A 24,821-nucleotide genomic window follows, 5' to 3' on the forward strand; every position below is an offset into this window, starting at 1 on the left:
GTGGACGGTGAGGCCGGTGGGTTGTTTCATGATGACAGTTTCGCGATGATGGATGCACGTAACTGTACCAGCAACGCGCTGCGCGCGGCCAGCGCGGCCGGATCCGGCGCGCGCTGCGCCTCGCCCCAGGTGGGGTTCGGGAAGTGCACGTCGTCCGTGTAGCGCGGGATCACGTGCCAGTGCACATGCGGCGTCATGTTGCCGAAACTGGCCAGGTTGACCTTTTCCGGCGCCATCACCTCGCGCACCGCCGCCTCCACCTGCCACACGGCGTTCATCACGTGCATGCGGTCGGCCGGCGCCAAATCCGTCATTTCCTTGACGTGCCGGTTCCACACCACGCGTACGAAGCCAGGATAACTGGCCTCGTTCACCAGCACCACGCTGAGCTTGTCGTCATGCCAGACCAGCGCGTCGGACGGCGCGGCCAGCAGCGTGCACAAGTCGCAGGGGCGCGCCGCCTGCGTCATACCAGCACCCGCTCGATGCCGCCGTTGTTGGCCTTGGCCACGTAGTCCGGCATCCAGTTCTCGCCCAGCAGGTGCTTGGCGATTTCCACCACAATGTAGTCGGCCGTGGTGCCCGCGTCTTCGCTGTAGCGCGATACGCCGCCCAGACAGGCCGGGCAGCTGGTCAGCACCTTCACCTCGCCGGTGAAGCCGTCGGCGCGCAGCTTGTCGGCGCCCTTGACCATTTCCTCTTCCTTGCGGAAGCGCACCTGGGTCGAAATGTCCGGACGCGCCGCCATCAGGGTGCCGGAGTCGCCGCAGCAGCGGTCGTTCTTCTCGATCTTGGTGGCGTCCACGGTGGTGATCAGCGAATTCACCGTTTTCAGCGGGTCCTGCATCTTCATCGGCGAGTGGCAAGGATCGTGGTACATGTAACGGGTGCCGGTCACGCTTTCCAGCTTGACGTTCTTCTCCAGCAGGTACTCATGGATGTCCATGATGCGGCAGCCCGGGAAGATCTTCTCGAACTCGTAGGACGCCAGCTGGTCGTAGCAGGTGCCGCACGATACCACCACGGTCTTGATGTCCAGGTAGTTCAGGGTGTTGGCCATGCGATGGAACAGCACGCGGTTGTCCGTCACCATCTTGTCGGCCTTGTCGAAGTCGCCGGCGCCGCGCTGCGGGTAGCCGCAGCACAGGTAGCCAGGCGGCAGCACGGTCTGCACCCCCACTTCCCACAGCATGGCCTGCGTGGCCAGGCCCACTTGCGAGAACAGGCGCTCCGAACCGCAGCCCGGGAAGTAGAACACGGCTTCGGTGTCGGCCGTGGTTTTCTTCGGGTCGCGGATGATGGGGATCATCTTGTTGTCTTCGATGTCGAGCAGCGCGCGCGCGGTCTTCTTCGGCAGGTTGCCCGGCATCTTCTTGTTGATGAAGTGGATCACCTGCTCTTTGATCGGCGGCTTGCCGACGGTCGGCGGCGGCGCCTTGGTCTGGCTCTTGGCGAACTTCTTCAGCACATCGTTGCCCAGCCGCTGTGCCTTGTAGGCCACGCCTACCATGCCCTGGCGCACCGTATTGATGGTGGTCGGGTCGGTGGCGTTCAGGAAGAACATGGCCGCCGCCTTGCCGGGATTGAAGCTGCGCTTGTCCATCTTGCGCAGCAGGTTGCGCATGTTCATCGACACGTCGCCGAAGTCGATGTTGACCGGACAGGGCGTGACGCATTTATGGCATACCGTGCAGTGGTCGGCCACGTCTTCGAATTCTTCCCAGTGCTTGATGGAGATGCCGCGCCGGGTCTGCTCTTCGTACAGGAAAGCTTCGATCAGCGAGGACGTCGCCAGGATCTTGTCGCGCGGCGAGTACAGCAGGTTGGCGCGCGGCACGTGGGTCGAGCACACCGGTTTGCATTTGCCGCAGCGCAGGCAGTCCTTGACGCTGTTGGCGATTTCGCCGATGTCGCTTTGCTGCATGATCAGCGATTCGTGGCCCATCAGCCCGAAGGACGGGGTATAGGCGTTCGACAAGTCGGCGTCCATGCCCGGCAGGTTGAGCAGCTTGCCCTTGTTGAAGCGGCCTTCCGGATCCACCCGCAGCTTGTACTCGCGGAAGTTGACGATTTCGTCTTCGGTCAGGAACTCCAGCTTGGTGATGCCGATGCCGTGCTCGCCTGAAATTACGCCGTTCAGCGAACGGGCCAGCTTCATGATGCGCGCCACGGCCTTGTGCGCCAGCTGCAGCATCTCGTAATGGTCCGAGTTCACCGGCAGGTTGGTGTGCACGTTGCCGTCGCCGGCGTGCATGTGCAGCGCCACGAACACGCGCCCGCGCAGCACGCGCTTGTGGATGGCGGCCGCTTCGTCCAGGATCAGCTTGAAGGCGGCGCCGTTGAAGATCTGGCGCAGCACGGCGCGGATTTCCTGCTTCCAGCTCACGCGCACGGTGCGGTCCTGCACCACGTCGAACAGGGTGGCGTCCGGCTGGCGCACCAGGCGCTCGTCGAAGGCCGCGTCCAGCGCGCCCAGGCCCAGTGCGCGCAGTTGCTCGCGCACGGCGGCCAGCGGCTGGTCCAGATTGTCCTGCGTGAAGGTCCAGCGCTGCTGCACCTGCTCCAGCAGGGCCAGCGCCTGCTGTGCGCGGTCGCCCAGCATTTCGGCGTCGCCCACCTTGTCGTCGGAGGCGTCGTCGCTTTTCCCTACCGGCAGATTGCCAGCCTCGAAGAAGGCGCGCAGTTCGCCCGCCAGTTCCAGCTTGTTGGTGATCGACAGCTCGACGTTGATGCGCTCGATGCCGTCGGTGTACTCGCCCATGCGGTTCAGCGGGATCACCACGTCTTCATTGATCTTGAAGGCGTTGGTGTGCTTGGCGATGGCGGCGGTGCGGGCGCGGTCCAGCCAGAATTTCTTGCGCGCTTCCGGGCTCACGGCCACGAAGCCTTCGCCCACGCGGGTGTTGGCCAGGCGCACCACTTCCGAGGCGGCAATCGCCACCGCGTCCTCGTCGTCGCCGACGATGTCGCCGAACAGCGCCATCTTCGGCAGCACGCCGCGCTTCGATTTGGTGGCGTAGCCCACCGCGCGCAGGTAGCGCTCGTCCAGGTGTTCCAAGCCGGCCAGGCGCAGCGTGGCGAATTTTTCGCCGGTGGCCGGCAGGCCGTCCAGGTAGTCCTTGATTTCAACGATGGACGGAATCGCGTCGCGCGCCTGGCCGAAGAACTCCAGGCACACGGTGCGGGTGTGCTTGGGCATCTTGTGCAGGATCCAGCGCGCCGACGTGATCAAGCCGTCGCAGCCCTCTTTCTGGATGCCCGGCAGGCCGGCCAGGAATTTGTCGGTCACATCCTTGCCCAGGCCTTCCTTGCGGAATACGCGGCCGGCGATCTCCAGGATCTCGGTCTTGAACGGCTCGCCTTTCGACTCGCCGCGCGCGTTCGGGTGGGTCCATTCCAGCTTGAAGCGCGCCAGCGGCGTGTCGTGGATCTTGGACAGGTTGTGGTCCAGGCGCGTGACTTCCAGCCAGTCGCCGTTCGGGTCGACCATCTTCCACGAGGCCAGGTTGTCCAGCGCGGTGCCCCACAGCACGGCTTTCTTGCCGCCCGCGTTCATGGCGATATTGCCGCCGATGCAGGAGGCGTGCGCCGAGGTCGGGTCCACCGCGAACACGAAGCCGGCCTTCTCGGCCGCTTCGGACACTTTGTTGGTGATGACGCCGGCGCCCGAGTAGATGGTGGCGTATTCCTTGTCCAGGCCGGGCAGCACCTTCATCTCGACCTTGCCCAGGTCGAGCAGCTTTTCGGTATTGATGACTGCCGACAGCGGCGTGAGCGGAATGGCGCCGCCGGTGTAGCCGGTGCCGCCGCCGCGCGGGATGATGGTCAGCCCCAGCTCGATGCAGCCTTTCACCAGGCCGGCCATCTCGTCTTCGGTATCCGGCGTCAGCACCACGAACGGGTATTCGACGCGCCAGTCGGTGGCGTCGGTCACGTGCGAGATGCGCTTCATGCCGTCGAAGCAGATGTTGTGCTTCTCGGTGTAGCGGCCCAGCACCTTGGTGGTGCGCTTGCGCAGGTCGTAGGTCTGGCGGAATTCCTCGCCGAACGCTTCCACGGCGCCGCTGGCTGCCTTCAGCAGCTGTTCCACGTTGCGGCTGCGGGTCTGGTCGGCTTCGGCGCCGTCCACGGAGACGCGGCGTTTGTCCACTTCGGCCAGACGGTGATGCAGCGCGTCGATCAGTTCCTGGCGCCGCTTCGGGTTATCCAGCAGGTCGTCCTGCAGATAGGGATTGCGGCGCACGGCCCAGATATCGCCCAGCACCTCGTACAGCATGCGCGCCGAGCGGCCGGTCTGGCGCGCGCTGCGCAGTTCGTCGAGCACGCGCCAAGAGTCCTCTCCCAGCAGCCGGATGACGATCTCGCGATCGGAAAACGACGTGTAGTTATAGGGGATTTCGCGCAGGCGCGTGGCTGCGGGACCGTTTGGCGTTTCGGCGAGGAGAGCTTGGATTTGTGCTGGGGCGTTCATGTTGGATGTGCTGCGGACTGACCCTAAGGAAGGACATTCTATCTTATTGCGCTGCACCACGCCCCAACAGCCTTAGGCCGCAAAGGGTTACGCAAACGTCAAACAGCCGACAAAAATTCGAAAAATGGCCTTTTCCAAACAATTTCCTGCCATTCAACGCGTTTTTACCATTTTTTGTGCGATGAAAAGGCGCCTAAGCCAAATTCATCCGCCCAGCGCAGTGGCAATGGTTTTCCACACGCCGTCCGGCACATACAGCAACAGGGTGGTCATGGTGAGGTAGCGCGCGCACTTGCCTATGGCCATATAGCCGATGGCCGGCCAGAACGGCAGCTTGAGCCAGCCGCCCAGCGTGCACAGCGGATCGCCGATGCCGGGCACCCAGGACAGCAGCATGGTCTTGGCGCCATAGCGGGCCAGCCAGCGGAACCAGCGGCTTTCGCGTTCCTTGGCAAAGGCCACCTTGGCGCGGTAGCCGATCCAGTAGTCGACCGCGCCGCCCAGCGTATTGCCCAGGGTGGCCACGGCAATGGCGGGCCAGAACAGTTCGGGGTTGGCCTTGATGGTGGCAAACACCATGGGCTCGGAGCCCATGGGCACCAGGGTGGCGGAAACAAAGCTGACGAAGAAGACCGAAGTCAGGCCGACTTCCGGTGCGGACAGCTGCTCCAGCAGCCACTGGATGGTGGATTCAATCATCTTGCCATTATAATGAGTCGGCATGGCGCGTGAGGTACTACACAACAGTACGCCGTTTAGCGCCCGCCCCTTCCCGGTTACCCGCCGTTGAAAAGCATGTCCTTGCACTACGCACCAGGGCACCGTCCCAGACTAAACCATGCAGACTATGACTATCGACTACCTGAAGAAAATCCTGACCGCCCGCGTCTACGACGTGGCCCACGAAACGCCGCTTGAGCTGGCGCCGACCCTGTCGCAGCGCTACCAGAACCGGATTTATTTCAAGCGCGAAGACATGCAGGACGTGTTCAGTTTCAAGATTCGGGGCGCGTACAACAAGATGGCGCACCTGAGCGACGGCCAGCTGAAGCGCGGCGTGATCTGCGCCTCGGCCGGCAACCACGCCCAGGGCCTGGCCTTCTCGGCCAACAAGATGGGCTGCCGCGCCGTGATCGTGATGCCGACCACCACGCCCCAGGTGAAGGTCGACGCGGTGCGCACGCGCGGCGGTCCCGGCGTGGAAGTGATCCTGCACGGCGAGTCGTACACGGACGCCTACAACCACGCGCTGACGCTGGAAAAAGAACAGAACCTGACCTTCGTCCATCCCTTCGACGACCCGGACGTGATCGCCGGCCAGGGCACCATCGGCATGGAGATCCTGCGCCAGCACGCCGGCCCGATCCACGCCATCTTCGTGCCCATCGGCGGCGGCGGGCTGCTGGCCGGCGTGGCGGCCTATGTCAAGCAGGTGCGGCCGGACATCAAGATCATCGGCGTGCACACCTTCGACTCGGACGCCATGGGCAAGAGCCTGAAGGCGGGCGAGCGCGTGACCCTGGCCGACGTGGGCCTGTTCGCCGACGGCACCGCGGTGCGCCTGGTGGGCGAGGAAACCTTCCGCCTGGCGCAGCTGTACGTGGACGACATCGTCATCGTCGACACCGACGCGGTGTGCGCGGCCATCAAGGACGTGTTCACCGACACGCGCAGCATCCTGGAGCCGTCCGGCGCGCTGGCCATTGCCGGCGCCAAGGCTTACGTGGAACGCGCGGCGCTGACCAGGGACCCGGTCCAGAACGAAACCCTGATCACCATCGCCAGCGGCGCCAACATGAACTTCGACCGGCTGCGCTTCGTGGCCGAACGCGCCGAGCTGGGCGAGTCGCGCGAGGCGGTGTTCGCGGTGACCCTGCCGGAGCAGCGCGGCAGCTTCAAGCGCTTCTGCGCGCTGGTCGGTCCGCGCAATGTGACCGAGTTCAACTACCGCATCAGCGACGAGAAGGAAGCGCACGTGTTCGTCGGCGTGCAGGTGTCGGACCGGGGCGAATCGGGCACGGTGGCGCGCAGCTTCGAGGCAGCCGACTTCAAGACGCTGGACCTGACGCACGATGAACTGGCCAAGTCGCACTTGCGCCACCTGGTGGGCGGCAAGAGCGCCCTGGCCAAGGACGAGCTGCTGTACCGCTTCGAGTTCCCCGAGCGTCCGGGCGCGCTGATGCGCTTCCTCGATTCGATGGCGCCGAACTGGAACATCTCGCTGTGCCACTACCGCTCGCAAGGCGGCGACGTGGGCCGCATCCTGATCGGCCTGCAGGTGCCGCCGGACGAGATGGACGAGTTCACCCAGTTCCTGGCCAAGCTTGGCTACCGTTACTGGGACGAGTCGCAGAACCCGGTCTACAAGCTGTTCCTGGGCTAGCGCCACGCTCAACATCCCGGCTCGGCAACCAGGCTCACTGTTCAGCGGTCATAGTTGTGCGGTTTGCCCCGGTTGCCGACGTTGCCGCTGCCGGTGCCGGCGGTCTGGCCGCTGGGTGTCGCGGGCGCCTTGTCGGTCACGGTTTCGGAGCCCGAGCCCGCGCTGCCGGCCGTGCCTGAAGCGCCGCTGGCATCCACCGGCGCGCCCGGCAGCGCGGAAGAAACCGGAGGTGGCGCCGGCGTGGCCGGCGCCATGCGCGCATCCGCCGCCACGGTGGGCGAAGGCACATCCGGTTCGCGGTCCTTGCAGCCGGCGATGGTGAACGCCGCAATGGCGGACGCGCAGATCAGTGCGTTGATTTTGTGTTTCATGCGGTGCTCCTGTAGTTGGTGTTGTTGGCCATGACTGTAAGCCGCCTTGCCGCGTCCGCCCATAGGACGCGCCGATAGCGACCTGTAGGACGGCGCCCAGCGCCAGTGCAGGCGCAATGCCATATCGGCCATCTCTGCGCGCTGCTGCCGCCGCGCCGCATTTGCGCTACCATGCACGCTTCGCGCTCCGCCTCACCTTCATCATTGCCATCATGACCAATACCGCCGACCTGTCCCCGCTGGGCAAAAACTCCGCCTACCGCACCGATTACGCGCCGGAACTGCTGTTCCCCATCCCGCGCCAGGGCAAACGCGATGAACTGGGCCTGCAGGGCACGCTGCCCTTCTTCGGCGTGGACATCTGGAACGCCTACGAACTGTCGTGGCTGAACATGCGCGGCAAGCCGCAGGTGGCCGTGGCCAAGATCACCTTCCCGGCCGATTCGCCCAACATCATCGAATCGAAGTCCTTCAAGCTCTACCTGAACTCCTTCAACCAGACCCGCCTGGCCAACGAGGAAGCACTGCGTTCCTTGATGGTGCAGGACCTGTCGGCCGCGGCCGGCGCCAGCGTGCACGTGGTCATCACCTTGCAGGAAGATTTCGCCAAGCTGGAAATGGGCGAGCTGGAAGGCCTGCTGCTGGACCGCCTGGACATCGACGTGGACAACTACGCGCCGCAGCCGCAAGTACTGAAGGCCAACTTCGACGACTTGCCGGTGGAGGAAGTATTCATTTCCCACCTGCTCAAATCGAACTGCCTGGTCACCGGCCAGCCGGACTGGGGCAGCGTGCAGATCAGCTACGCCGGGCCGCAAATCGACCAGGAAAGCCTGCTGCGCTACCTCATCGGTTTCCGCGAGCACAACGAATTCCACGAGCAATGCGTGGAACGCATCTTTACCGACATCCTGCGCCATTGCAAACCGACCCAGTTGGCCGTATATGCACGGTATACGCGGCGCGGCGGCCTGGACATCAATCCCTGGCGCGCCAACTATAGCACCGGCATCAAGCCGTCCAACCTGCGCAATGCCCGGCAGTAAGGTCTGCGCGCCCGGTCGAATTGGGTTACACGCGGGGCGAATTTGTCTTACAATGAATCAATAAAGGTTGCGGTTTTCAAAGCTGCAGCCGATGCTGGAAAAAGACATTCAAAAATCGGTGAATCCGCCTGGTCCCTGACAAAAAACTGGCATTTGTCTTGTATTTGACGCGGAAATAGCTAATATCTCTGCCAGTGCTTATTTAACAACGCTACGGCCTGCCCCCAGCGGACTGCGGCGGATTGCGGAGCCAGCCATGGCGCAAGCGAATTCAAGTTACACGGCAAAAAAACAAGCCTATAATTCTGCTCGCAAGCCCCATTTGTGCGCTGCACCATTCCACGTCGCGTTATGAACAACCTGAGCAAAATCCTATCCCTCGAAAACGTCCAGCTCGATCTGGAGGTTTCCAGCAAGAAGCGCGCTTTCGAGCAAGCCGGCCTGATTTTTGAGAACAACTGCGGCATCGCCCGCTCCACCGTGTCGGACAACCTGTTCGCGCGCGAGCGCCTGGGCTCCACCGGCCTGGGCCACGGCGTCGCCGTGCCGCACGGGCGCATCAAGGGCATGAAGAGCCTGAAGTCGCCGCTGGCGGCGTTCGTGCGCCTGGCCGAGCCTATCCCGTTCGAATCGCCGGATGGCAAGCCGGTCAGCCTGCTGTTCTTCCTGTTGATCCCGGACCATGTGACGCAGCAGCACCTGGAAATCCTGTCGGAGATTGCAGAAATGTTCTCGGACGACGGCTTCCGCAACGCGCTGGCCACCGACCCGGACCCGCAATCGGTACACAGCCGCATCGTCAATTGGCAGCCTAGCTTGCAAGCTGCAGGCTAGAGCACGCTAAAAGCAGTTAAACTAGGGCATCCGCCATTCCTGAACTGAGATGCCATGCTGCAAACGCCCCTGACGATACAACGCCTGTACGACGATAATCGTGAAACGTTGCAGCTCGGCTGGTTCGCCGGCTTTCCCGGCGGCGAGCGCCTGATTTCGGGCGATGTGGCCTCGGCGGCCGACCAGGTCGGCCACTTGAACACCATCCACCCGGGCCGCATCCAGGTGTTCGGGCACCAGGAAATCAATTACTACCAGCGCCTCAAGTCGCTCACGCGCGCGCACGTCATCAGCGAGCTCATCGCTGGCGGGCCGCCCGCGCTGATCATCGCGCAAGGGCTGGAAACGCCACCCGATATCCTCGCCATCTGCGACGAAAAGAACATCCCGCTGTTTTCCACGCCGCTGCCGGCGGCGCAGGTGATTGACTTCTTGCGCGTGTACCTGTCGAAAAAGCTGGCGCAGCGCATCATCATGCACGGCGTGTTCATGGACGTGCTGGGCGTGGGCGTGCTGATTACCGGCGATTCGGGCCTGGGCAAGTCGGAGCTGGGGCTGGAGCTGATTTCGCGCTCGCACGGCCTGGTGGCCGACGATGCGGTGGAGTTCGCGCGCATTGCGCCCAATATGATAGAGGGCCGCTGCCCTGCCCTGCTGCAAAACCTGCTGGAAGTGCGCGGGCTGGGACTGCTGGACATCAAGGCCATCTTCGGCGAGACGGCGGTGCGCCGCAAGATGCGCCTGAAGCTGATCGTGCACCTGGTGCGGCGTTCGGCGCTGGAGGAGGAAGTGGAGCGGCTGCCGTTCCAGTTCCCCACCGAGGACGTGCTGGGCCTGCCGATCCGCAAGGTGGTGATCCCGGTGGCGGCCGGCCGCAACATCGCGGTGCTGCTGGAAGCGGCCGTGCGCAACACCATCCTGCAACTGCGCGGCATCGATACGCTGCAGGAGTTCATGGAGCGGCAACGGCAAGCCATGAGTGGCGACTAGGAGCTGGACCTTGCACGGTCCATCCGTTCCGCAGGCGCAGCACTCGCGCGGGGATTTGTTCGCCAGCGCACCTATCGCGTAGTCTTGATGTATTATCTTTAGCTATGCGTATCGTTCTCATCACCGGTATATCCGGCTCCGGAAAATCCGTCGCCCTGAATGTCCTTGAGGACACGGGCTATTATTGCGTGGACAATTTGCCGCCGGCCTTGCTGTCGCAACTGGTGTCGCAGCTGACCGACGAAGGCACGCAGGCGCTGGCCGTGGCGGTCGACGCGCGCAGCGCCGAGTCGCTGGTCAACCTGCCGGACGCCGTGCAGGCCTTGCGCCAGCAGGGCCACGACGTCAAGATCATGTACCTGACGGCGAATACCCATTCGCTGGTGGCGCGCTTCTCGGAAACGCGCCGCAGCCATCCGCTGTCGCACGAGCTGAAGCCGGGCCAGAATCCGGCCGCGCGCCGCACCCTGATCGAGTGCATTTCCGAAGAGCGCGAGCGGCTGTCGGCCATCGAGCAGCTCGGCCACGTGATCGACACCTCGGAGCTGAGCGCCAACAAGCTGCGCGCCTGGATCAAGGACCTGGTACAAAGCGAGAATGCGCCGCTGACGCTGTTCTTCGAATCGTTCGCCTTCAAGGTGGGGGTGCCGCTGGACGCGGACTTCGTGTTCGACGTGCGGGCCATTCCCAATCCCTATTACGACCTGGCCCTGCGCCCGATGACGGGACGCGACGCGCCGGTGATCGCCTTCCTGGACGCGCAGCCCAGCGCGGAGGAGATGTTCAAGGACATCCGCGATTTCGTCAGCAAATGGCTGCCGTCGTTCAAGACCGACAACCGCAGCTACCTGACGGTGGCGGTGGGCTGCACCGGCGGCCAGCACCGCTCGGTGTACATGGCCGAACGCCTGGCCCGGCACTTCCACCCGACGGAGCAAGTTGTCTTGCGCCATCGGGAACAGTCGTAACGGCGGGTTACGCTTCGCTACCCCGCCCTGCGCAGACCGCGTGCCATCACAGGTGGCGCAGCGGATGCGCGTGCGCCGGCCACGGCGGTGCGAAGAATCCTGCCACCATCCCGGGCGTTACTTGCGCCACCGTTGCGGGCGACCACTTGGGCGCGTTGTCCTTGTCGATCACCAGCGCGCGCACGCCTTCCAGCACTTCGCCATGTTCGAAATTGCGCCGCACCAGGTTGCGCTCCATGCGCAGGCAGTCCGCCACGTCCAGCGCCGCGCCGCGGTTCAATAGTTCCAGCGTCACGCACATCATCAGCGGCGAACGGCTTTGCATGGCTTTGAGCGCCGCCTGCGCGAACACGCCATCGTCGGCCGCCAGCGAAGCCATGATGGCCGCCACGCTGCCGGCCGCGAAGTGCCGCTCGATGGTGGCACGCTCAGCTTCCAGCACGCCGGCGCCGGCATGGAACGGCGCCGCGAAAGCATCGATTGCTTGCGGCAGTTCGGCGCCCGGCACCGCCTCCAGCAGGTCGCGCAGCGCGTCCCAGGCATCGGCCGGCACATAATGGTCCGCCAGGCCCACGTACAGCGCGTCGGCCGCGCCCACGGTCAGCCCGGTCAGGCCCAGGTAGCGCCCCAGGCTGCCCGGCGCGCGCGACAGGAAATGGCTGCCGCCCACGTCCGGGAACAGGCCGATATTCACTTCCGGCATGGCCATCTTCGTGCGGTCCGTGACGATGCGCACGCGGCAGCCCGGACCGCCCTGCGCAATGCCCATGCCGCCGCCCATCACCACGCCGTCCATTAACGCGATATACGGTTTAGGGTAATAGTGGATCAGGTGGTTGAGCGCGTACTCCTCGGTGAAGAAGTCCTCCAGCAGCGCGCTGCCGCCCTGCGGCGTGGCGTTGCCCACCTCGTGGAAGAAGCGGATGTCGCCGCCGGCGCACAGGGCCTTTGCGCTGCTGCTGCGGATCACCACGGCGGCGACGCTGCTGTCGCCGCGCCAGTCCAGCAGCACGGCGGTCAGGCTGCGCACCATATCGAGGGACAGGGAATTGAGCGCCTTGGGGCGGTCGAGGGTGATGAAGCCGGTGCCGTTGGCAACCTGGGTAAGGACGTGCTCGCTCATGCTGGATGTCTCTGGAATTGTTAGAGCCCCATTTTAGCGCGGCCGCAAAAAAGGGCGCCAGATGCGCCCTTTGTTGGGAGTGCCGGTGACCCGTTATGCGGTCGGGGCAGGTTCGTACGTGTCCGGGAGGTGCTTGATGGCGTCGTGGCCATGCTCCTGCACCTTGGCTTTGTACTTCATCACTTGGCGGTCCAGTTTGTCGATCAGCGTATCGATGGCAGCATACAGGTCTTGCGACAGGCTTTCCACGTACACAGTCTTGCCGGACATTCGCAGGTTGATCTCGGCCTTCTGCCTTTTGTCTTTCTCGGTGAGGTTATCTACAGTCAGGATGACAGCAATATCAATAACTTGATCGAAATGGCGCTTGACCCGTTCCAGCTTGTTCTGCACGTATTCACGGATGGCGGGGGTCACTTCGAGATGATGTCCACTGATGGTGAGATTCATACACACTCCTAAAGATAAGGGTTCGTACGCTTTGGTGTTTTTGGCGCGCAGGGGAACCCAAGTAAAACTACAAAGCTTTACGCAGACTTACCGGAGGGATTTTCAAGGCTTCGCGATATTTGGCAACAGTCCGTCGCGCAATTACCATGCCCTGTTCACCCAGCATGTCCGCAATCTTACTGTCGGATAAAGGATTTTTCGGGTCTTCAGCTCCTGTCAATTGCACAATCAGCGCCCGTATCGCCGTCGAGGATGCTTCTCCTCCTGCTTCGGTGGCGACGTGACTGCCAAAGAAATATTTCAACTCAAACATCCCATGCGGAGTCAGCATGTATTTCTGAGTTGTTACGCGAGAAATAGTGCTCTCGTGTAGTCCCAGTGTATCAGCAATTTCACGCAACACAAGGGGTCTCATGGCAACGGCGCCATGGCTGAAAAAGTTCTTTTGTCTTTCTACTATCGCCTGCGCCACGCGCAAAATGGTGTCGAAACGCTGGCGCATATTCTTGATCAGCCACTTGGCTTCCTGCAGCTGCGCGCCCATGGCCGACTCGCCCTTGCCCTGCTTGAGCATGTTGGCGTACAGCGCGTTCACGCGCAGGCGCGGCATCACGTCGTTGTTCAACGTGACCTGCCAGCCGTTGCGCGCCTTCTTCACGATCACGTCCGGCACCACGTAGTCGGATACGTCGGAGGCGAACTCGGCGCCCGGATGCGGATTGCACTGGCGGATCACCGCCTGCGCTTCGCGCAGGTCTTCGTCGTCGCAGTCGAGGGCTTTTTTCAGCTTGTTGAATTCGCGCTGCGCGAACCAGGCCAGGTGCTTTTCCACGATGCAGATGGCCATGCGGCGCGTCACCAGCGGCACCCCGGGCATGCGCTTGATCTGCAGCGCCAGGCACTCGGACGCGCTGCGCGCGCCCACGCCGATAGGGTCGAAACTTTGCAGCAGCGTGAGCGCCGTCTGCAGTTCCTCGAGCTCCACGTCCGCCTCTTCCGGCAGGCGCGCATGGATTTCCTCCAGCGGCTCTTCGAGGTAGCCGTTTTCGTCCAGCGCATCGATGATCAGTTCCATCAGCACGCGGTCGCGCGGCTGCTGCACGGTCACGCGCATCTGCTCCATCAGGTGCTCGCGCAGGGTGCAGTGGCTCGCTTCGAGCTGCGGGCGCGAGTCCTCGTCGTCCGGCGCCTTGCTGCGGCCGGCGTCGCTCCAGTCGGTATCGGCCTCGGCGCCGCTGGCGCTGTCGCCGTCGCCGCTGGCGCCCTCGAAGGGATCGCCCTCGCCGGCCGGTGCGCTGTCCTGCGCCGGTGCGCCCACTTCGGCCGGCGAGGCGTCCGCGCCGGTGGACTGGGTCGGGTTGATGGCGCCGTCGCCCAGCAGCCGCAGCGAGCGGTCCAGCGGGTCGTCCAGCCGTTCCAGCAAGGGGTTCTCGCCGAGCAACTGCTCCAGTTCCTGGTGCAGCTCCAGCGTGGACAGCTGCAGCAGTCGAATCGACTGCTGCAGTTGCGGCGTCAGCGCCAGGTGCTGAGAGGTGCGGAGTTGCAGTGACTGTTTCATGGCGGGCTTACATGCGGAAGTGTTCGCCGAGGTAGACGCGCCGCACCGATTCGTCGGCGATGATATCGTCCGGACGGCCGGACGCCAGCACGCTGCCCTGGTTGATGATGTAGGCGCGGTCGCAGATGCCCAGCGTCTCGCGCACGTTGTGGTCGGTGATCAGCACGCCGATGCCGCGCTCCTTGAGGAAGCGCACGATGCGCTGGATCTCGATCACGGCGATCGGATCGACGCCGGCAAACGGTTCGTCGAGCAGCACGAAGCGCGGGTTGGTGGCCAGCGCGCGCGCGATTTCCACGCGCCTGCGCTCGCCGCCCGACAGCGACAGCGCCTGGTTCTCGCGCAGTTTCTCGATTTGCAGGTCGGCCAGCAGGCGGTCCAGGCGCTCGTCGATCTCGGCCTTGCTCAGTGCCTTGCCGTTTACGCGCTGGATCTCCAGCACGGCGCGGATGTTGTCCTCCACCGTCAGCTTGCGGAACACCGACGCTTCCTGCGGCAGGTAGGACAAGCCGAGCGTGGCGCGCTGGTGGATCGGCATGCTCGACACGTCCACGCCGGCGATATCGATGCTGCCCGCGTCCGACGGCACCAGGCCGACGATCATGTAGAAGGAGGTGGTCTTGCCGGCGCCGTTCGGGCCCAGCAGGCCCACCACTTCGCCGCATTCCACCTGCAGCGACACGTCGTGCACCACCTGGCGCTTGCCGTAGCTTTTCTGCAGGCCGCGCACCACCAGGGTGCTGGTGCAGCTTGGGATTGCTTCAGCCATCGTTATTTCCCCGCCGGCGGCTGCTGCGCCGGCACGGCCGGGGCGGCTGGCTTGGGCGTGGACGGCTGGATCACCATGGTGCCGCGCCCGCCGCCGGTCTTGCCTTCGCCGCTGACGGTGTTGCGCACGCTGAACTGCTCGCGACGGCTGTCGTAGGAAATGAATTCGCCGGCCACCTCGTCGCTCGGCTTGCTGCCTTCCAGGCGGCGCACCTTGGCGCGCGAGAACAGCTTCACCAGTTCGTTCTTGCCGTCGTACTCGATGCGTTCGGCTTCGCCTTCCATCCACTGGTCGCCTTCGCCGTCGCGTTTCTGGCGGAAGGTGGTGGGCTTGCCGCCGGCGCTGGTCAAGGTGACATACTGGTAGCCTTCCGGATCCTTGGTCACCACCGCCTTGGCCGCCTTCATCAGCAAGGTGCCGCGCGTGAGCACCACATTGCCGGTGAAGGTGCTGATCTGCTTGACGTCGTCGACGTCCGCGTTGTCATAGTCGATCAGCGTGGGCTTGGTGGAGTCGGCCTTCTCGGCCTGCACCAGTCCGGCCGCGCACAGCAGCAGCGCCGAAATCAGGAGTTTTTTCATCGTCTGTCCATTCACTATTTAGTTTGCGGCGGCGGATACACAATCCGGCCGCGTCCATTCAGCGACACCTGGCGCGTGGCGTTGTTCGCCTTCATGCCGGCGCCGGTCGCCGTGGCGCCGCCCTGCACGATCTGCACCGGCTGGTCGGTTTCCATGCGGTCCTCGTCCGGGTAGACGGTGAGCGCCTGCGTCGTCATCTGCATGGCCGGGCTCTTGCCCTGGGCCGCGCGGTCTATCTTCACATTGCCCTTCAGCTGCACGCGCGTGTTGTTCTCGTCCACGCGGGCGCGCTCCGCCGTCATGTCCATCGGCGGATGGGTGCTGCTCAAGTTGCGCACCATCGGCTTGTCGATCTCCGAGGCGTCGTCGATCGGGCGGTGCACCAGCTTGTCGCCCGACACGATGTAGCTCGGCTTGCCTTCCTTGGTCATGCGCACCACGCTGAACTGCTCGATGATGTAGTCGGGCTCGTTCAGGCGCTTGTCGGCCAGCATGTCTTCCTCGCCCCGGTTCAGCAGCTGCAACAGCCAGAACGTGCCAAAGGCAACAAACACCGCGATCACCAGGGTGATGCTCAAGCGCCAGCGGTGCGCAGTACGCTTACGCATGGTTAAATCTCCGCATCATCTACCTTCTCAGACCAGGAACTGGGCCATGACCTTATCGTAATTGCCGGTGGCGCGCAGCACGAATTCGCACACCTCGCGCACCGCCCCGCGCCCGCCGTGGGCCTCGGTCACGTGATGCACCCGGCTCAGCACATCGGCGCGGCCGTTCGGCACGCCCACCGCGAAGCCGACACGCTTCAGTATCGTCAGGTCCACCACGTCGTCGCCGATAAAGCACACCTGCCCGGCCTGCAGGCCGGTCTTGGCCAGCAGGTCGTTGAACGGGGTCAGCTTGTCGTGGCCGCCCTGGTGCACGAACTCGATGCCCAGGTCGCGCGCGCGGGCCGTCACCTGCGGCGAGCGGCGCGCGCTGATGATGGCCGTCAGGATGCCGGCCTCCTGCAGCAGCTTGATGCCCAGGCCGTCGTGCACGTTGAAAGTCTTCATCACTTCCCCGTCCGGGCCGTAATGCAGGCTGCCGTCGGTGAGCACGCCGTCCACGTCGAAGATCATCAGCTTGATGTTGGCCGCGCGTGCCACATTTTCAAGATTGTAGGCCTTGTTCATCAGATCACCTTGGCGCGCGTCAGGTCGTGGATGTGCAGCGCGCCGGCCAGCTTGCCCTCGGCGTCCACCACCAGCATTTGATTGATGCGGAACTGCTCCATGATGGCCACCGCGTCCACCGCCAGCTTGTCCGGCGAAATGCTGCGCGGATTGGCGTGCATCACGTCGCGGATGATCACCTTGCTAAAGTCCTGCACTTTTTCTATCATGCGGCGCAAGTCGCCGTCGGTAAACACGCCCACCGGGCGGTTGTCGGCATCGACGATGGCGGTCATGCCCATGCCCTTCTGGGTGATTTCCAGCAGCGCGTCCGGCAGGCGGGTGTCCAGGCCCACGGACGGAATCGCGTCGCCGCTGCGCATCACGTCGCGCACATGGGTCAGCAGGCGGCGGCCCAGCGCGCCGCCCGGGTGCGAGCGGGCGAAGTCTTCTTCCTTGAAGCCGCGCAGGTCCAGCAGCGCCACGGCCAGCGCGTCGCCCAGCGCCAGGGTGACGGTGGTGCTGGCGGTGGGCGCCAGGTTCATCGGGCAGGCCTCCTTGGCCACCGACACGTCCAGGTGCACGTCGGCCAGCTTGGCCAGGCTGGAGCCGGGCTTGCCGGTCATGGAAATAAGGGTGCTGCCCATGCGCTTGACCACCGGCAGGATGGCCATCAGCTCCGCGCTTTCGCCGGAATACGAGATGGCGATGAAGGCGTCTTCCGCCGTCACCATGCCCAGGTCGCCGTGCGCCGCCTCGGCCGGGTGTACGAACAGGGCCGGGGTACCGGTCGAGGCCAGCGTGGCGGCGATCTTGCGCGCGATGTGGCCGGATTTGCCGATGCCCGACACCACGACCCGGCCTTTGCAGTTCAGCAGCAGCGCGACCGCCTTGCCGACGCTGTCGTCGGTGGCCAGGCGCGCATGCATGGCGGTAATGGCGTCCGCCTCGATCTGCAGGGTTTCTCGGGCCAGCGCCAGCGCGCGTTCGGCCGTGTTGTTGTCAAAAGCTTTCAGCATGGGAATTCCATCGGTTACACTCATGCCGGAAGTATAGCCGAATTGCGAAAGCAAAAAACTTGCCAGTCCCAACAAACAACGGGATCAGCCCTTAAATGGAACCGCCGCATGTTTTCACCGCTTGAACTGACCCTCTTGCTGCTCGGCAGCGCCGTACTGGGCGTGGTGGCGTTCCGCATGATGCACCTGCCGCCCATGCTGGGCTATCTGACGGTGGGCATCCTGATCGGGCCGCACGCGCTGGGCCTGGCCGAGCAGAGCGAGGCGAGCCATATCCTGGCCGAGTTCGGCGTGGTGTTCCTGATGTTCTCGATCGGCCTGGAATTCTCGCTGCCCAAGCTGATGGCCATGCGCGGCATCGTGTTCGGGCTGGGCATGGCGCAGGTGACGGCCACCATCGCCGCCACCATGCTGCTGGGCTGGCTGCTGGCCTGGCAGCTGCCCGGCATCAACATCAGCTGGCAAGCCTCGTTCGCGCTGGGCGGCGCGCTGGCCATGTCGTCCACCGCCATCGTGGTGAAGATGATCACCGAACGGCTGGAGCTGGAAAGCGAACACGGCCGCAAGATCATGGGCATCCTGCTGTTCCAGGACCTGGCCGTGGTGCCGCTGCTGATCCTGATCCCCTCGCTGGCGAAAAACCCGGACGACCTGCTCGAAACGCTGGCCTGGGCCGGCGGCAAGGCCGTCATCGTGCTGGTGCTGCTGCTGTTCGTTGGCCAGAAGCTGGTGCGCGGCTGGTTCGCCATCGTGGTCAAGCGCCGCTCGCAGGAGCTGTTCATGCTGAACCTGCTGCTGATCACCTTGGGCGCGGCCTGGATCACCGAGAAGGCCGGGCTGTCCATGGCGCTGGGCGCCTTCGTGGCCGGCATGCTGATCTCGGAAACCGAATACAAGCACCAGGTGGAGGAAGACATCAAGCCCTTCCGCGATGTGCTGCTGGGGCTGTTCTTCATCAACGTCGGCATGCTGCTCAATTTGCGCCTGGTGCTGGAGAACTGGTGGCTGGTGCTGGTGCTGCTGGCCGGGCCGGTGCTGCTCAAGTTCGCGCTGATCGCCGGGCTGGCCAAGCTGTTCGGCTCGTCCGACGGCGTCTCGATGCGCACCGGCCTGGCGCTGGCGCAGGCGGGCGAATTCGGCTTCGTGCTGCTCAACCTGGCCGGCGGCGTGGCGCTGATGGACCCGTTCATCATCCAGGTGGTGCTGGCGTCGATGGTGCTGTCGATGCTGCTGGCGCCGTTCGTCATCGACCATTCCGACAAGCTGGTGATGAAAGTGTCCAGCAACGAATGGATGATGCAGTCGCTGGCGCTGACCAAGATCGCCACGCGCACCATGAGCACGCAAAAGCACGTGATCGTGGCCGGCTTCGGGCGCAGCGGCCAGAGCCTGGCCACGCTATTGAGTGAAGAGGACATCGCCTACCACGCACTGGACCTGGACCCGGAGCGGGTGCAGGAGGCGCAGACGGCCGGCGCCAACGTATCCTACGGCGACGCCGGGCGGCGCGAAAGCCTGATCGCGGCCGGCATCTACCGCGCCAGCGCGGTGGTGATCACCTACGCCAGCACGCCGTCGGCGCTGCGCGTGCTGCACCTGGTGCACGAGCTGGCGCCGGCGCTGCCGGTGATCGTGCGCAGCCATGACGATACCGACCTGGACCGCCTGAAAGCGGCCGGCGCGGCCGAAGTGGTGCCGGAACTGATGGAAGGCAGCCTGATGCTGGCCTCGCACGCGCTGGTGATGCTGGGCGTGCCGCTGCGGCGCGTGGTGCACCGCGTGCAGGTGGCGCGCGAAGCGCGCTACGCGTCGCTGCGCGGCTGGTTCCACGGCGCCAGCGACGCCGGCGAGGACGACGACATGCTGCGCCTGCACTCGGTCACGCTGGGCGAGAACGCCAGCTGCATCGGCAAGATGCTGGGCGAGCTGGCGCTAGGCGAAGCGGGCGCCGAGATCGCCTCCATCCGGCGCGGCAAGAGCGGCATCGACGCCACGCCCGGCACGGTGCTGCAAGCTGGCGACGTGGTCGTGCTGCGCGGCGCCGCCGACGCCGTCGCCCGCGCCGAAAGCCAGCTGCTCGCCTGATTCCGACAACCCTTCCAACTCTCCTACAACCGGCCTGAGCCGCATTGCACCAACCTCGGGGTCAGACCCCGAGGTTGGTGCAATGCGGCTGAGCTTGCTTTAGCGGGGTATCAGGCGTCGGGACGGTAGGGGAGCACGCGGTTGCGGCCGCTGTCCTTGGCTTGGTAGAGCGCGGAGTCGGCCTGGGCGATCAGTTCCATGGCGGCGGCTTCGGGCGTGGCGCCGGCGTCGCTGCGGTCCAGGCAGGCCACGCCGATCGAGGCGGTGATGGAAACCCGCACGCTGGGCGACACGTCTATCATGCTGGCGGCTATGCCGGCGCGGATGCGCTCGGCCACAAAGGTGGAGCTGTCCAGGTCGGCGTTGATCAGCAGCACCACGAACTCTTCCCCGCCGAAGCGCGCCAGCGCGTCCGACAGTCGCAGCTCGGCCTTGATGCGCTGCGCCACTTCGCGCAGCACTTCGTCGCCGCCCTGGTGGCCCACCGTGTCGTTGACCCGCTTGAAGTGGTCGATGTCGATGTACATGAGGGAGATGTCGTAGGCCTGGCGCCGCGCGCGCGCAATTTCCTCCAGCAGGCGCCGGTCCATATAGCGCCGGTTGTAGACGCCCGTCAGCGAATCGGTCAGGCCGATGTACTTGAGCATTTCGTTGGAGATCACGTTCTCCAGGCAGATGGCGATGATGGATGCCATGTGCTCGATGAAGTCGGTGCCCAGGCTGGGCGTGAAGCGCGTGGGGTCCACGCTGCCCAGGTTCAGGCTGCCGATGATGCGCTTGTTGCGCAGCAGCGGCACCAGCGCCACGCTTTGCAGCCCTTCCGGCGGACGCGGAAAGGCGTGGCCGTGCTTGAAGGCGTCGTACATGCCCAGCAGCGGCCGGGGGATGGGCGAATAGGCGTTGCGGCGCCCCAGGTCGAAGCCCAGCCCGTCCACTTCCTCGACGAAGAGCAGGTCCGGGAACTCGGCGAAATTGACGCCCAGCTTGCCCATCACGGTGTGGATGTCGCCGCCTTCGTCGATCAGGGTCAGGGTCACCGCTTCCAGTTCCGAAATGATGGGCAGCGTGCGGAAGATGGTGCCCACCAGTTCCGGGAACGTGGAGGCGCTGACGATTTCCAGGTCAAAGGCCTGGTGCCGCATCATGATGTTGTGGTTGCGCTCGGCCTGCTCCAGCAAATACGCCATGCGCGTGCGCAGTGCCTGGTTTTCCGCAACCAGGTCGCTTGCTTGGGGCTGTTTGCTGGTCATGGCTAGAACGCCAGGTTGACGTCGATTTCCTGGCCCACGCGCAATTCCTGGCCATCGCCTTCGAGCAGGATGCTGTTCATGCCGAAGCACAGCGCGCCGTCCACCTCGGGCTTGGCGCGGTAGCCGGCCATGATGTCGAGCGGGTCGGGACCGAATTCGCCGGTGGCCTGGTCGATCGAGGGCATGGGGCAGCGCGGACAGGGCTTGACCGGTTTCAGCACGGCGCCGCCGACGCGGAAATCTTCGGCGTAGTCTTCTTCGAACGCTTCGATGCCGTCCAGCACCAGGTTGGGACGGAAGCGGTTCATGGGGATGGCCTGGCGGCCAGCCTGGACCAGCTTGCCATTCAGGTCGGCCAGCGAGGCGCTGCCCGCCACCAGCATCGGGTAGCCGTCGGAGAACATGGTGGTGGCGGCCACGCCCTGGGTCCATTTCTGCGATACGGCGCGGGTGGCGTTGGCGTGGAAGCGCACCAGGCGGCACGGCAGGCCCAGGAAATTGCTGAACCAGGCGGCGGTGGTGGCGTCGCAGTCGTAGGCCAGCACCTGGTCGTCCCACACTTGCACGGTGCGCTGCGGAGCCAGTTCGGGGTCGGGCAGGCCCAGTTCGATTTCCAGGCGCAGCATGCCCGGCGCGCGCAGTTCCAGCGTATCGGCCTTCAGGCGGGGCACGATCAGCGCCATGCGCGGATGTTCGCGCTGGGTCAGCGCCGCGCCGGCGTCATCCACCACCATCCACTCGCGGTCGTAGATCTGCTCCTTCATCAGCCCGGCGCTGGTCAGCGTGGCCGAACGCAGCGACATGCCGGCACAGGATTTGATCGGATAAAGGTTGATTTCGGAGAGGATAGCCATGCTGACCGCCGCAGGCAGCGCGCGGACGGCCACTGCCAAAATGTTATTCAAGTTGGCAGTATGGCAGCAAAGTGTCTGGCAGTAAATCGCGGGAAACCACAGCACGGCCCGATTGCGAAGATACGGACCATGGTTCCCCGTGCGCAGGGTCGCGCGGGAAGCCATATCCCCCGGTGGAGGATATGACAGGGAGCAACTTACTCCGCCTTGCGCGGGCGGCGGGCGGCCGGCTTGCGGGCGGGCTGGTCGCCGCCTTCCGCGTCGCCGCTGGCAACCACCGGCTTGGCGGCGCGCGCGCGCGCGGCAGCGGCCCGGCCGGACTTGGGCTTGTCGGCCGCTGTCTCCAGCGCCTGGTCCGCCTCTGCCGCCGCTGGCGCCGCGCTCGCCGTGGCAGCTTCCGCAGCCGCTTCGGTGATGCGCGATTCGCCCGCCTTGGCACGGCCCTTGGCCGCAGCACGGCTGCGCGGCTTGGCGGCCGGCTTGGCCATCGCATCCGCTTCGGCGGCGGCGCTGTCCGCTACCGGTGCGAGCACGGCCTCGGCAGCCTGCGGCGCCGCCGGCTGGCGGCTGGCTTGCTGGCGGCCAGCGGCACGTCCACCCGCGCGGGCGGATGGCTGCACGGCCGGCTGGACGACCGGCAATTCAGCGTGATCGCCCGGCTGAACGCCGGCATGGTCAGCTGGCTGCACGGCTGGCTGCGCGACTGGCACGGCGGCCGGCACGTCCGACCGGCCCGCTGCCTGGCCGGCCTGCGCTGCGCCTGCCTGCGCGAAGGACGCCTGCGCTTGCGGCGCCGGCTGGCCGGATTTGCCGCGCTGGTTGCCGCCCTGCACCGGTTTGCCCCGGCCCTTGCCCTTGGCCCAGACGTCGCCCGCCGTCGCCGACTGGGCGGCTTTCTGCTGCGCTTTCGCCTGGCGGGCCGGCATCTTGGCCGCACTGCGCTTGGGCTGGCCGTCGCGGCCGAGCTGGCGCTGATTGCCGCCGGCCGAGTTGGCGATGGCTGCCGCTGCGGCATCCAGCGCGCGCTCTTCCTCGTCCAGGTCGTCCTGCTCGCTGCTGCCGAGCATTGGGCTTGCCTGCGCGTGCGCCTGCACCTGCTGCGCGTCCGGCTGGTCAGCTACGGCTTGCTGCGCGTAGGCCGAGTCGTCGGCCGCATGCACGGCTTCCGCTTCCGCGTAGGCGTTCTCGTCCTGCGCCAGCTGCAGTTCGGCGGACACTTCCTCGGATACCGGCTCATGGCTGGCGTGGCGCTCGCCGCCACGGCTGCGGCCACGGCCACGGCCACGGCGGCCTTCATGGCGGCCGCCCTCGGCCGCCTCGTGCTGCACCGGCGCGGACACGTTGCCCGACCCTTCGCCCGAACCCTGCTCGCCCGCGCCGCTGCTGCGGTAGACATAGGCGCCGGATTTCTCGTCGCGGCCGAATTCCAGCAGGCCGCGCGCCTTGGCTTCCTCCAGCAGGTTGCCGAAGGTGCGGAAACCGTAATAGGACTCGCTGAAGTCCGGCTTGCGGCGCTTGATCGCCTCTTTCAGCACGGACGCCCAGATCTTGCCGGAGTCGCCACGCTCGGACACCAGCGCATCGAAGGTCTCGACCGCCATGTCCACGGCTTCGCGGCGGCGCTTGTCCATTTCCTCGCGGCGGCCTTTTTCCTCTTCCGGGGTGCGTTTGACGGCAGGCTGGCCTTCGCGGGTGTCGCGCTTGGCGGCGGCGCGGCGGATCTCGCGCACCAGGTCGTCGTAGAAAATGAACTCGTCGCAGTTGGCCACCAGCAAGTCCGAGGTGGACTGCTTGACGCCGACGCCGATCACTTTCTTGTTGTTCTCGCGCAGTTTGGAGACCAGCGGCGAGAAGTCCGAGTCGCCGGAAATGATGACAAAAGTGTTCACGTGGGACTTGGTGTAGCACAGGTCCAGCGCGTCCACCACCATGCGGATGTCGGCCGAATTCTTGCCCGATTGACGCACGTGCGGAATTTCAATCAGTTCGAAATTGCCCTCATGCATGGGCGCCTTGAAACCCTTGTAGCGGTCCCAGTCGCAATACGCCTTTTTGACCACGATGCTGCCTTTGAGCAATAAACGCTCCAGCACGGGCTTGATGTCGAATTTTTCGTAATTGGCGTCGCGCACGCCGAGGGCGACGTTTTCGAAGTCGCAGAACAGCGCCATGCTGACGTTATCGTTGGATGAAGCCATGAGATTTCGTTTTCTGTGGTGAGGAGAAGCTAAAGGGCCGGTGGCCGGCGAACCCGACGATTATACAGCCAGGCCAGCCCGGCGCCCGCCCTGGTGTATGCTCGCTTTACACATTTTTTCCGGAGCCCCCATGAAGCAATTGCTTGCCGCCCTCGCTTTTTTCCTGATGAGCTACGGCGCCGCCGCGCAATCGGCCGACGCCGACGCAACTTTCCGCCAGCAAATCAATACTTTTATGGACCAATGGCATAAGGATGCCGCCAATGCCGATCCGGTGTATTTCGATAAAATGGCGCCCAACGGTATTTATATCGGCACCGATAAAACTGAAATATGGACCCGCGACCAGTTTAAAGTATGGGCCAAGCCGTTTTTCGACCGTAACAAGGCGTGGTCATTTACCGCTATTAAACGCAACGTATATTTCTCGGCAAATAAAAGCTACGCGTGGTTCGATGAGCAGCTGAACACACAAATGGGCATCTGCCAGGCCAGCGGAGTTATTCGCCGGACCGCCAGCGGATTCGAGATCGAACACTACCAGCTGTCCCTGGCGGTACCGAATCCGCTGATGGAGCAGTTCAGCAAGGCGGTCAGGGAATTCGAAGCGAAACCGGCGGCGGCGCAGTAACGCCGGCCCGGCGCATTGTTTTAAGGCCCTGGCGCGGCCGTTTTATGCCAGTTTCTGGCGTGTTCGCGCCAGATTTGAGTGCGCGG

General features: G+C 64.6%; 22 protein-coding genes. 7 read left to right on the forward strand and 15 right to left on the reverse strand.

The window, feature by feature from the left end; all coding sequences use genetic code 11:
- Window positions 1-26: 26 nt before the first annotated feature.
- The 3 genes from AC6H42_RS26210 to AC6H42_RS26220 all read right to left on the reverse strand — a co-directional run bounded on the left by AC6H42_RS26210 (window position 27) and on the right by AC6H42_RS26220 (window position 5,170).
- Entirely contained in the window at window positions 27-470 is a 444-nt protein-coding gene (locus AC6H42_RS26210) for an HIT family protein (RefSeq protein ID WP_057158280.1), read from the reverse strand.
- A complete protein-coding gene (locus AC6H42_RS26215; RefSeq protein WP_057158281.1) occupies window positions 467-4,471 on the reverse strand; it encodes a DUF3683 domain-containing protein in 4,005 nt (1,334 codons plus the stop codon). Before AC6H42_RS26215 ends, AC6H42_RS26210 begins: the two co-directional genes overlap by 4 nt.
- Window positions 4,472-4,675: 204 nt before the next feature.
- Window positions 4,676-5,170, reverse strand: coding sequence for a YqaA family protein (locus AC6H42_RS26220; protein ID WP_057158282.1), 495 nt, complete (start codon window positions 5,168-5,170; stop codon window positions 4,676-4,678).
- A gap of 148 nt (window positions 5,171-5,318) precedes the next feature.
- On the opposite strand from AC6H42_RS26220, the gene ilvA reads away from it, so the two are divergent.
- A complete protein-coding gene (ilvA, locus tag AC6H42_RS26225) occupies window positions 5,319-6,854 on the forward strand; it encodes a threonine ammonia-lyase, biosynthetic (protein WP_057158283.1) in 1,536 nt (511 codons plus the stop codon).
- A gap of 41 nt (window positions 6,855-6,895) precedes the next feature.
- On the opposite strand, the gene AC6H42_RS26230 is transcribed toward ilvA, so the two are convergent.
- Window positions 6,896-7,225 (reverse strand): hypothetical protein, encoded by a 330-nt coding sequence (locus AC6H42_RS26230; RefSeq protein WP_057158284.1) that lies wholly within the window; start codon window positions 7,223-7,225, stop codon window positions 6,896-6,898.
- Between the two features lie 212 nt (window positions 7,226-7,437).
- Here AC6H42_RS26230 and queF point away from each other — a divergent pair, with 212 nt between their 5' ends.
- From queF to rapZ, 4 genes are all read left to right on the forward strand, one after another.
- Window positions 7,438-8,271 (forward strand): NADPH-dependent 7-cyano-7-deazaguanine reductase QueF, encoded by an 834-nt coding sequence (gene queF, locus AC6H42_RS26235; protein WP_057158371.1) that lies wholly within the window; start codon window positions 7,438-7,440, stop codon window positions 8,269-8,271.
- Between the two features lie 351 nt (window positions 8,272-8,622).
- Window positions 8,623-9,105: a PTS sugar transporter subunit IIA gene (locus AC6H42_RS26240; RefSeq protein ID WP_057158285.1), complete on the forward strand. Its 483-nt coding sequence runs from the start codon at window positions 8,623-8,625 to the stop codon at window positions 9,103-9,105.
- Window positions 9,106-9,159: 54 nt separating this feature from the next.
- Window positions 9,160-10,095: an HPr(Ser) kinase/phosphatase gene (hprK, locus tag AC6H42_RS26245; protein WP_056404135.1), complete on the forward strand. Its 936-nt coding sequence runs from the start codon at window positions 9,160-9,162 to the stop codon at window positions 10,093-10,095.
- Window positions 10,096-10,199: 104 nt separating this feature from the next.
- On the forward strand, window positions 10,200-11,063 hold the full coding sequence (gene rapZ / locus AC6H42_RS26250; RefSeq protein WP_057158286.1) for an RNase adapter RapZ: 864 nt from the start codon (window positions 10,200-10,202) through the stop codon (window positions 11,061-11,063).
- A 46-nt stretch (window positions 11,064-11,109) separates the two neighbouring features.
- On the opposite strand, the gene AC6H42_RS26255 is transcribed toward rapZ, so the two are convergent.
- From AC6H42_RS26255 to AC6H42_RS26290, 8 genes are all read right to left on the reverse strand, one after another.
- The gene (locus AC6H42_RS26255) at window positions 11,110-12,186 is read right to left on the reverse strand and encodes an enoyl-CoA hydratase/isomerase family protein (RefSeq protein WP_497549310.1); all 1,077 of its coding nucleotides are present in this window, start codon (window positions 12,184-12,186) and stop codon (window positions 11,110-11,112) included.
- 93 nt (window positions 12,187-12,279) lie between these two features.
- Window positions 12,280-12,636: a ribosome hibernation-promoting factor, HPF/YfiA family gene (hpf, locus tag AC6H42_RS26260; protein WP_057158288.1), complete on the reverse strand. Its 357-nt coding sequence runs from the start codon at window positions 12,634-12,636 to the stop codon at window positions 12,280-12,282.
- A gap of 67 nt (window positions 12,637-12,703) precedes the next feature.
- Entirely contained in the window at window positions 12,704-14,194 is a 1,491-nt protein-coding gene (locus AC6H42_RS26265; RefSeq protein WP_057158289.1) for an RNA polymerase factor sigma-54, read from the reverse strand.
- Window positions 14,195-14,201: 7 nt separating this feature from the next.
- The gene (gene lptB / locus AC6H42_RS26270) at window positions 14,202-14,963 is read right to left on the reverse strand and encodes an LPS export ABC transporter ATP-binding protein (protein ID WP_057158290.1); all 762 of its coding nucleotides are present in this window, start codon (window positions 14,961-14,963) and stop codon (window positions 14,202-14,204) included.
- Window positions 14,964-14,965: 2 nt separating this feature from the next.
- Window positions 14,966-15,544, reverse strand: coding sequence for a lipopolysaccharide transport periplasmic protein LptA (gene lptA, locus AC6H42_RS26275; RefSeq protein ID WP_057158291.1), 579 nt, complete (start codon window positions 15,542-15,544; stop codon window positions 14,966-14,968).
- Between the two features lie 14 nt (window positions 15,545-15,558).
- Complete coding sequence (lptC, locus tag AC6H42_RS26280) at window positions 15,559-16,152, reverse strand: LPS export ABC transporter periplasmic protein LptC (RefSeq protein WP_057158292.1); 594 nt, start codon at window positions 16,150-16,152, stop codon at window positions 15,559-15,561.
- Window positions 16,153-16,179: 27 nt separating this feature from the next.
- On the reverse strand, window positions 16,180-16,719 hold the full coding sequence (locus AC6H42_RS26285) for a KdsC family phosphatase (protein ID WP_057158293.1): 540 nt from the start codon (window positions 16,717-16,719) through the stop codon (window positions 16,180-16,182).
- Window positions 16,719-17,717 (reverse strand): KpsF/GutQ family sugar-phosphate isomerase, encoded by a 999-nt coding sequence (locus AC6H42_RS26290; protein WP_057158294.1) that lies wholly within the window; start codon window positions 17,715-17,717, stop codon window positions 16,719-16,721. Before AC6H42_RS26290 ends, AC6H42_RS26285 begins: the two co-directional genes overlap by 1 nt.
- 108 nt (window positions 17,718-17,825) lie before the next feature.
- On the opposite strand from AC6H42_RS26290, the gene AC6H42_RS26295 reads away from it, so the two are divergent.
- The gene (locus tag AC6H42_RS26295) at window positions 17,826-19,802 is read left to right on the forward strand and encodes a monovalent cation:proton antiporter family protein (RefSeq protein ID WP_497549311.1); all 1,977 of its coding nucleotides are present in this window, start codon (window positions 17,826-17,828) and stop codon (window positions 19,800-19,802) included.
- A 110-nt stretch (window positions 19,803-19,912) separates the two neighbouring features.
- Here the strand turns inward: AC6H42_RS26295 and AC6H42_RS26300 are convergent, their stop codons facing one another.
- The 3 genes from AC6H42_RS26300 to AC6H42_RS26310 form a co-directional block, all read right to left on the reverse strand.
- A complete protein-coding gene (locus AC6H42_RS26300) occupies window positions 19,913-21,052 on the reverse strand; it encodes a GGDEF domain-containing protein (RefSeq protein ID WP_497549312.1) in 1,140 nt (379 codons plus the stop codon).
- A gap of 2 nt (window positions 21,053-21,054) precedes the next feature.
- Window positions 21,055-21,906, reverse strand: a complete 852-nt coding sequence (locus AC6H42_RS26305) for an MOSC domain-containing protein (protein WP_057158372.1) — start codon at window positions 21,904-21,906, stop codon at window positions 21,055-21,057.
- 197 nt (window positions 21,907-22,103) lie between these two features.
- Window positions 22,104-24,104, reverse strand: coding sequence for an NYN domain-containing protein (locus AC6H42_RS26310; RefSeq protein WP_497549313.1), 2,001 nt, complete (start codon window positions 24,102-24,104; stop codon window positions 22,104-22,106).
- A 130-nt stretch (window positions 24,105-24,234) separates the two neighbouring features.
- On the opposite strand from AC6H42_RS26310, the gene AC6H42_RS26315 reads away from it, so the two are divergent.
- Window positions 24,235-24,735: a nuclear transport factor 2 family protein gene (locus tag AC6H42_RS26315; RefSeq protein ID WP_497549314.1), complete on the forward strand. Its 501-nt coding sequence runs from the start codon at window positions 24,235-24,237 to the stop codon at window positions 24,733-24,735.
- Window positions 24,736-24,821: the final 86 nt, after the last annotated feature.

This window comes from Massilia sp. NBRC 108631 (assembly GCF_059704565.1).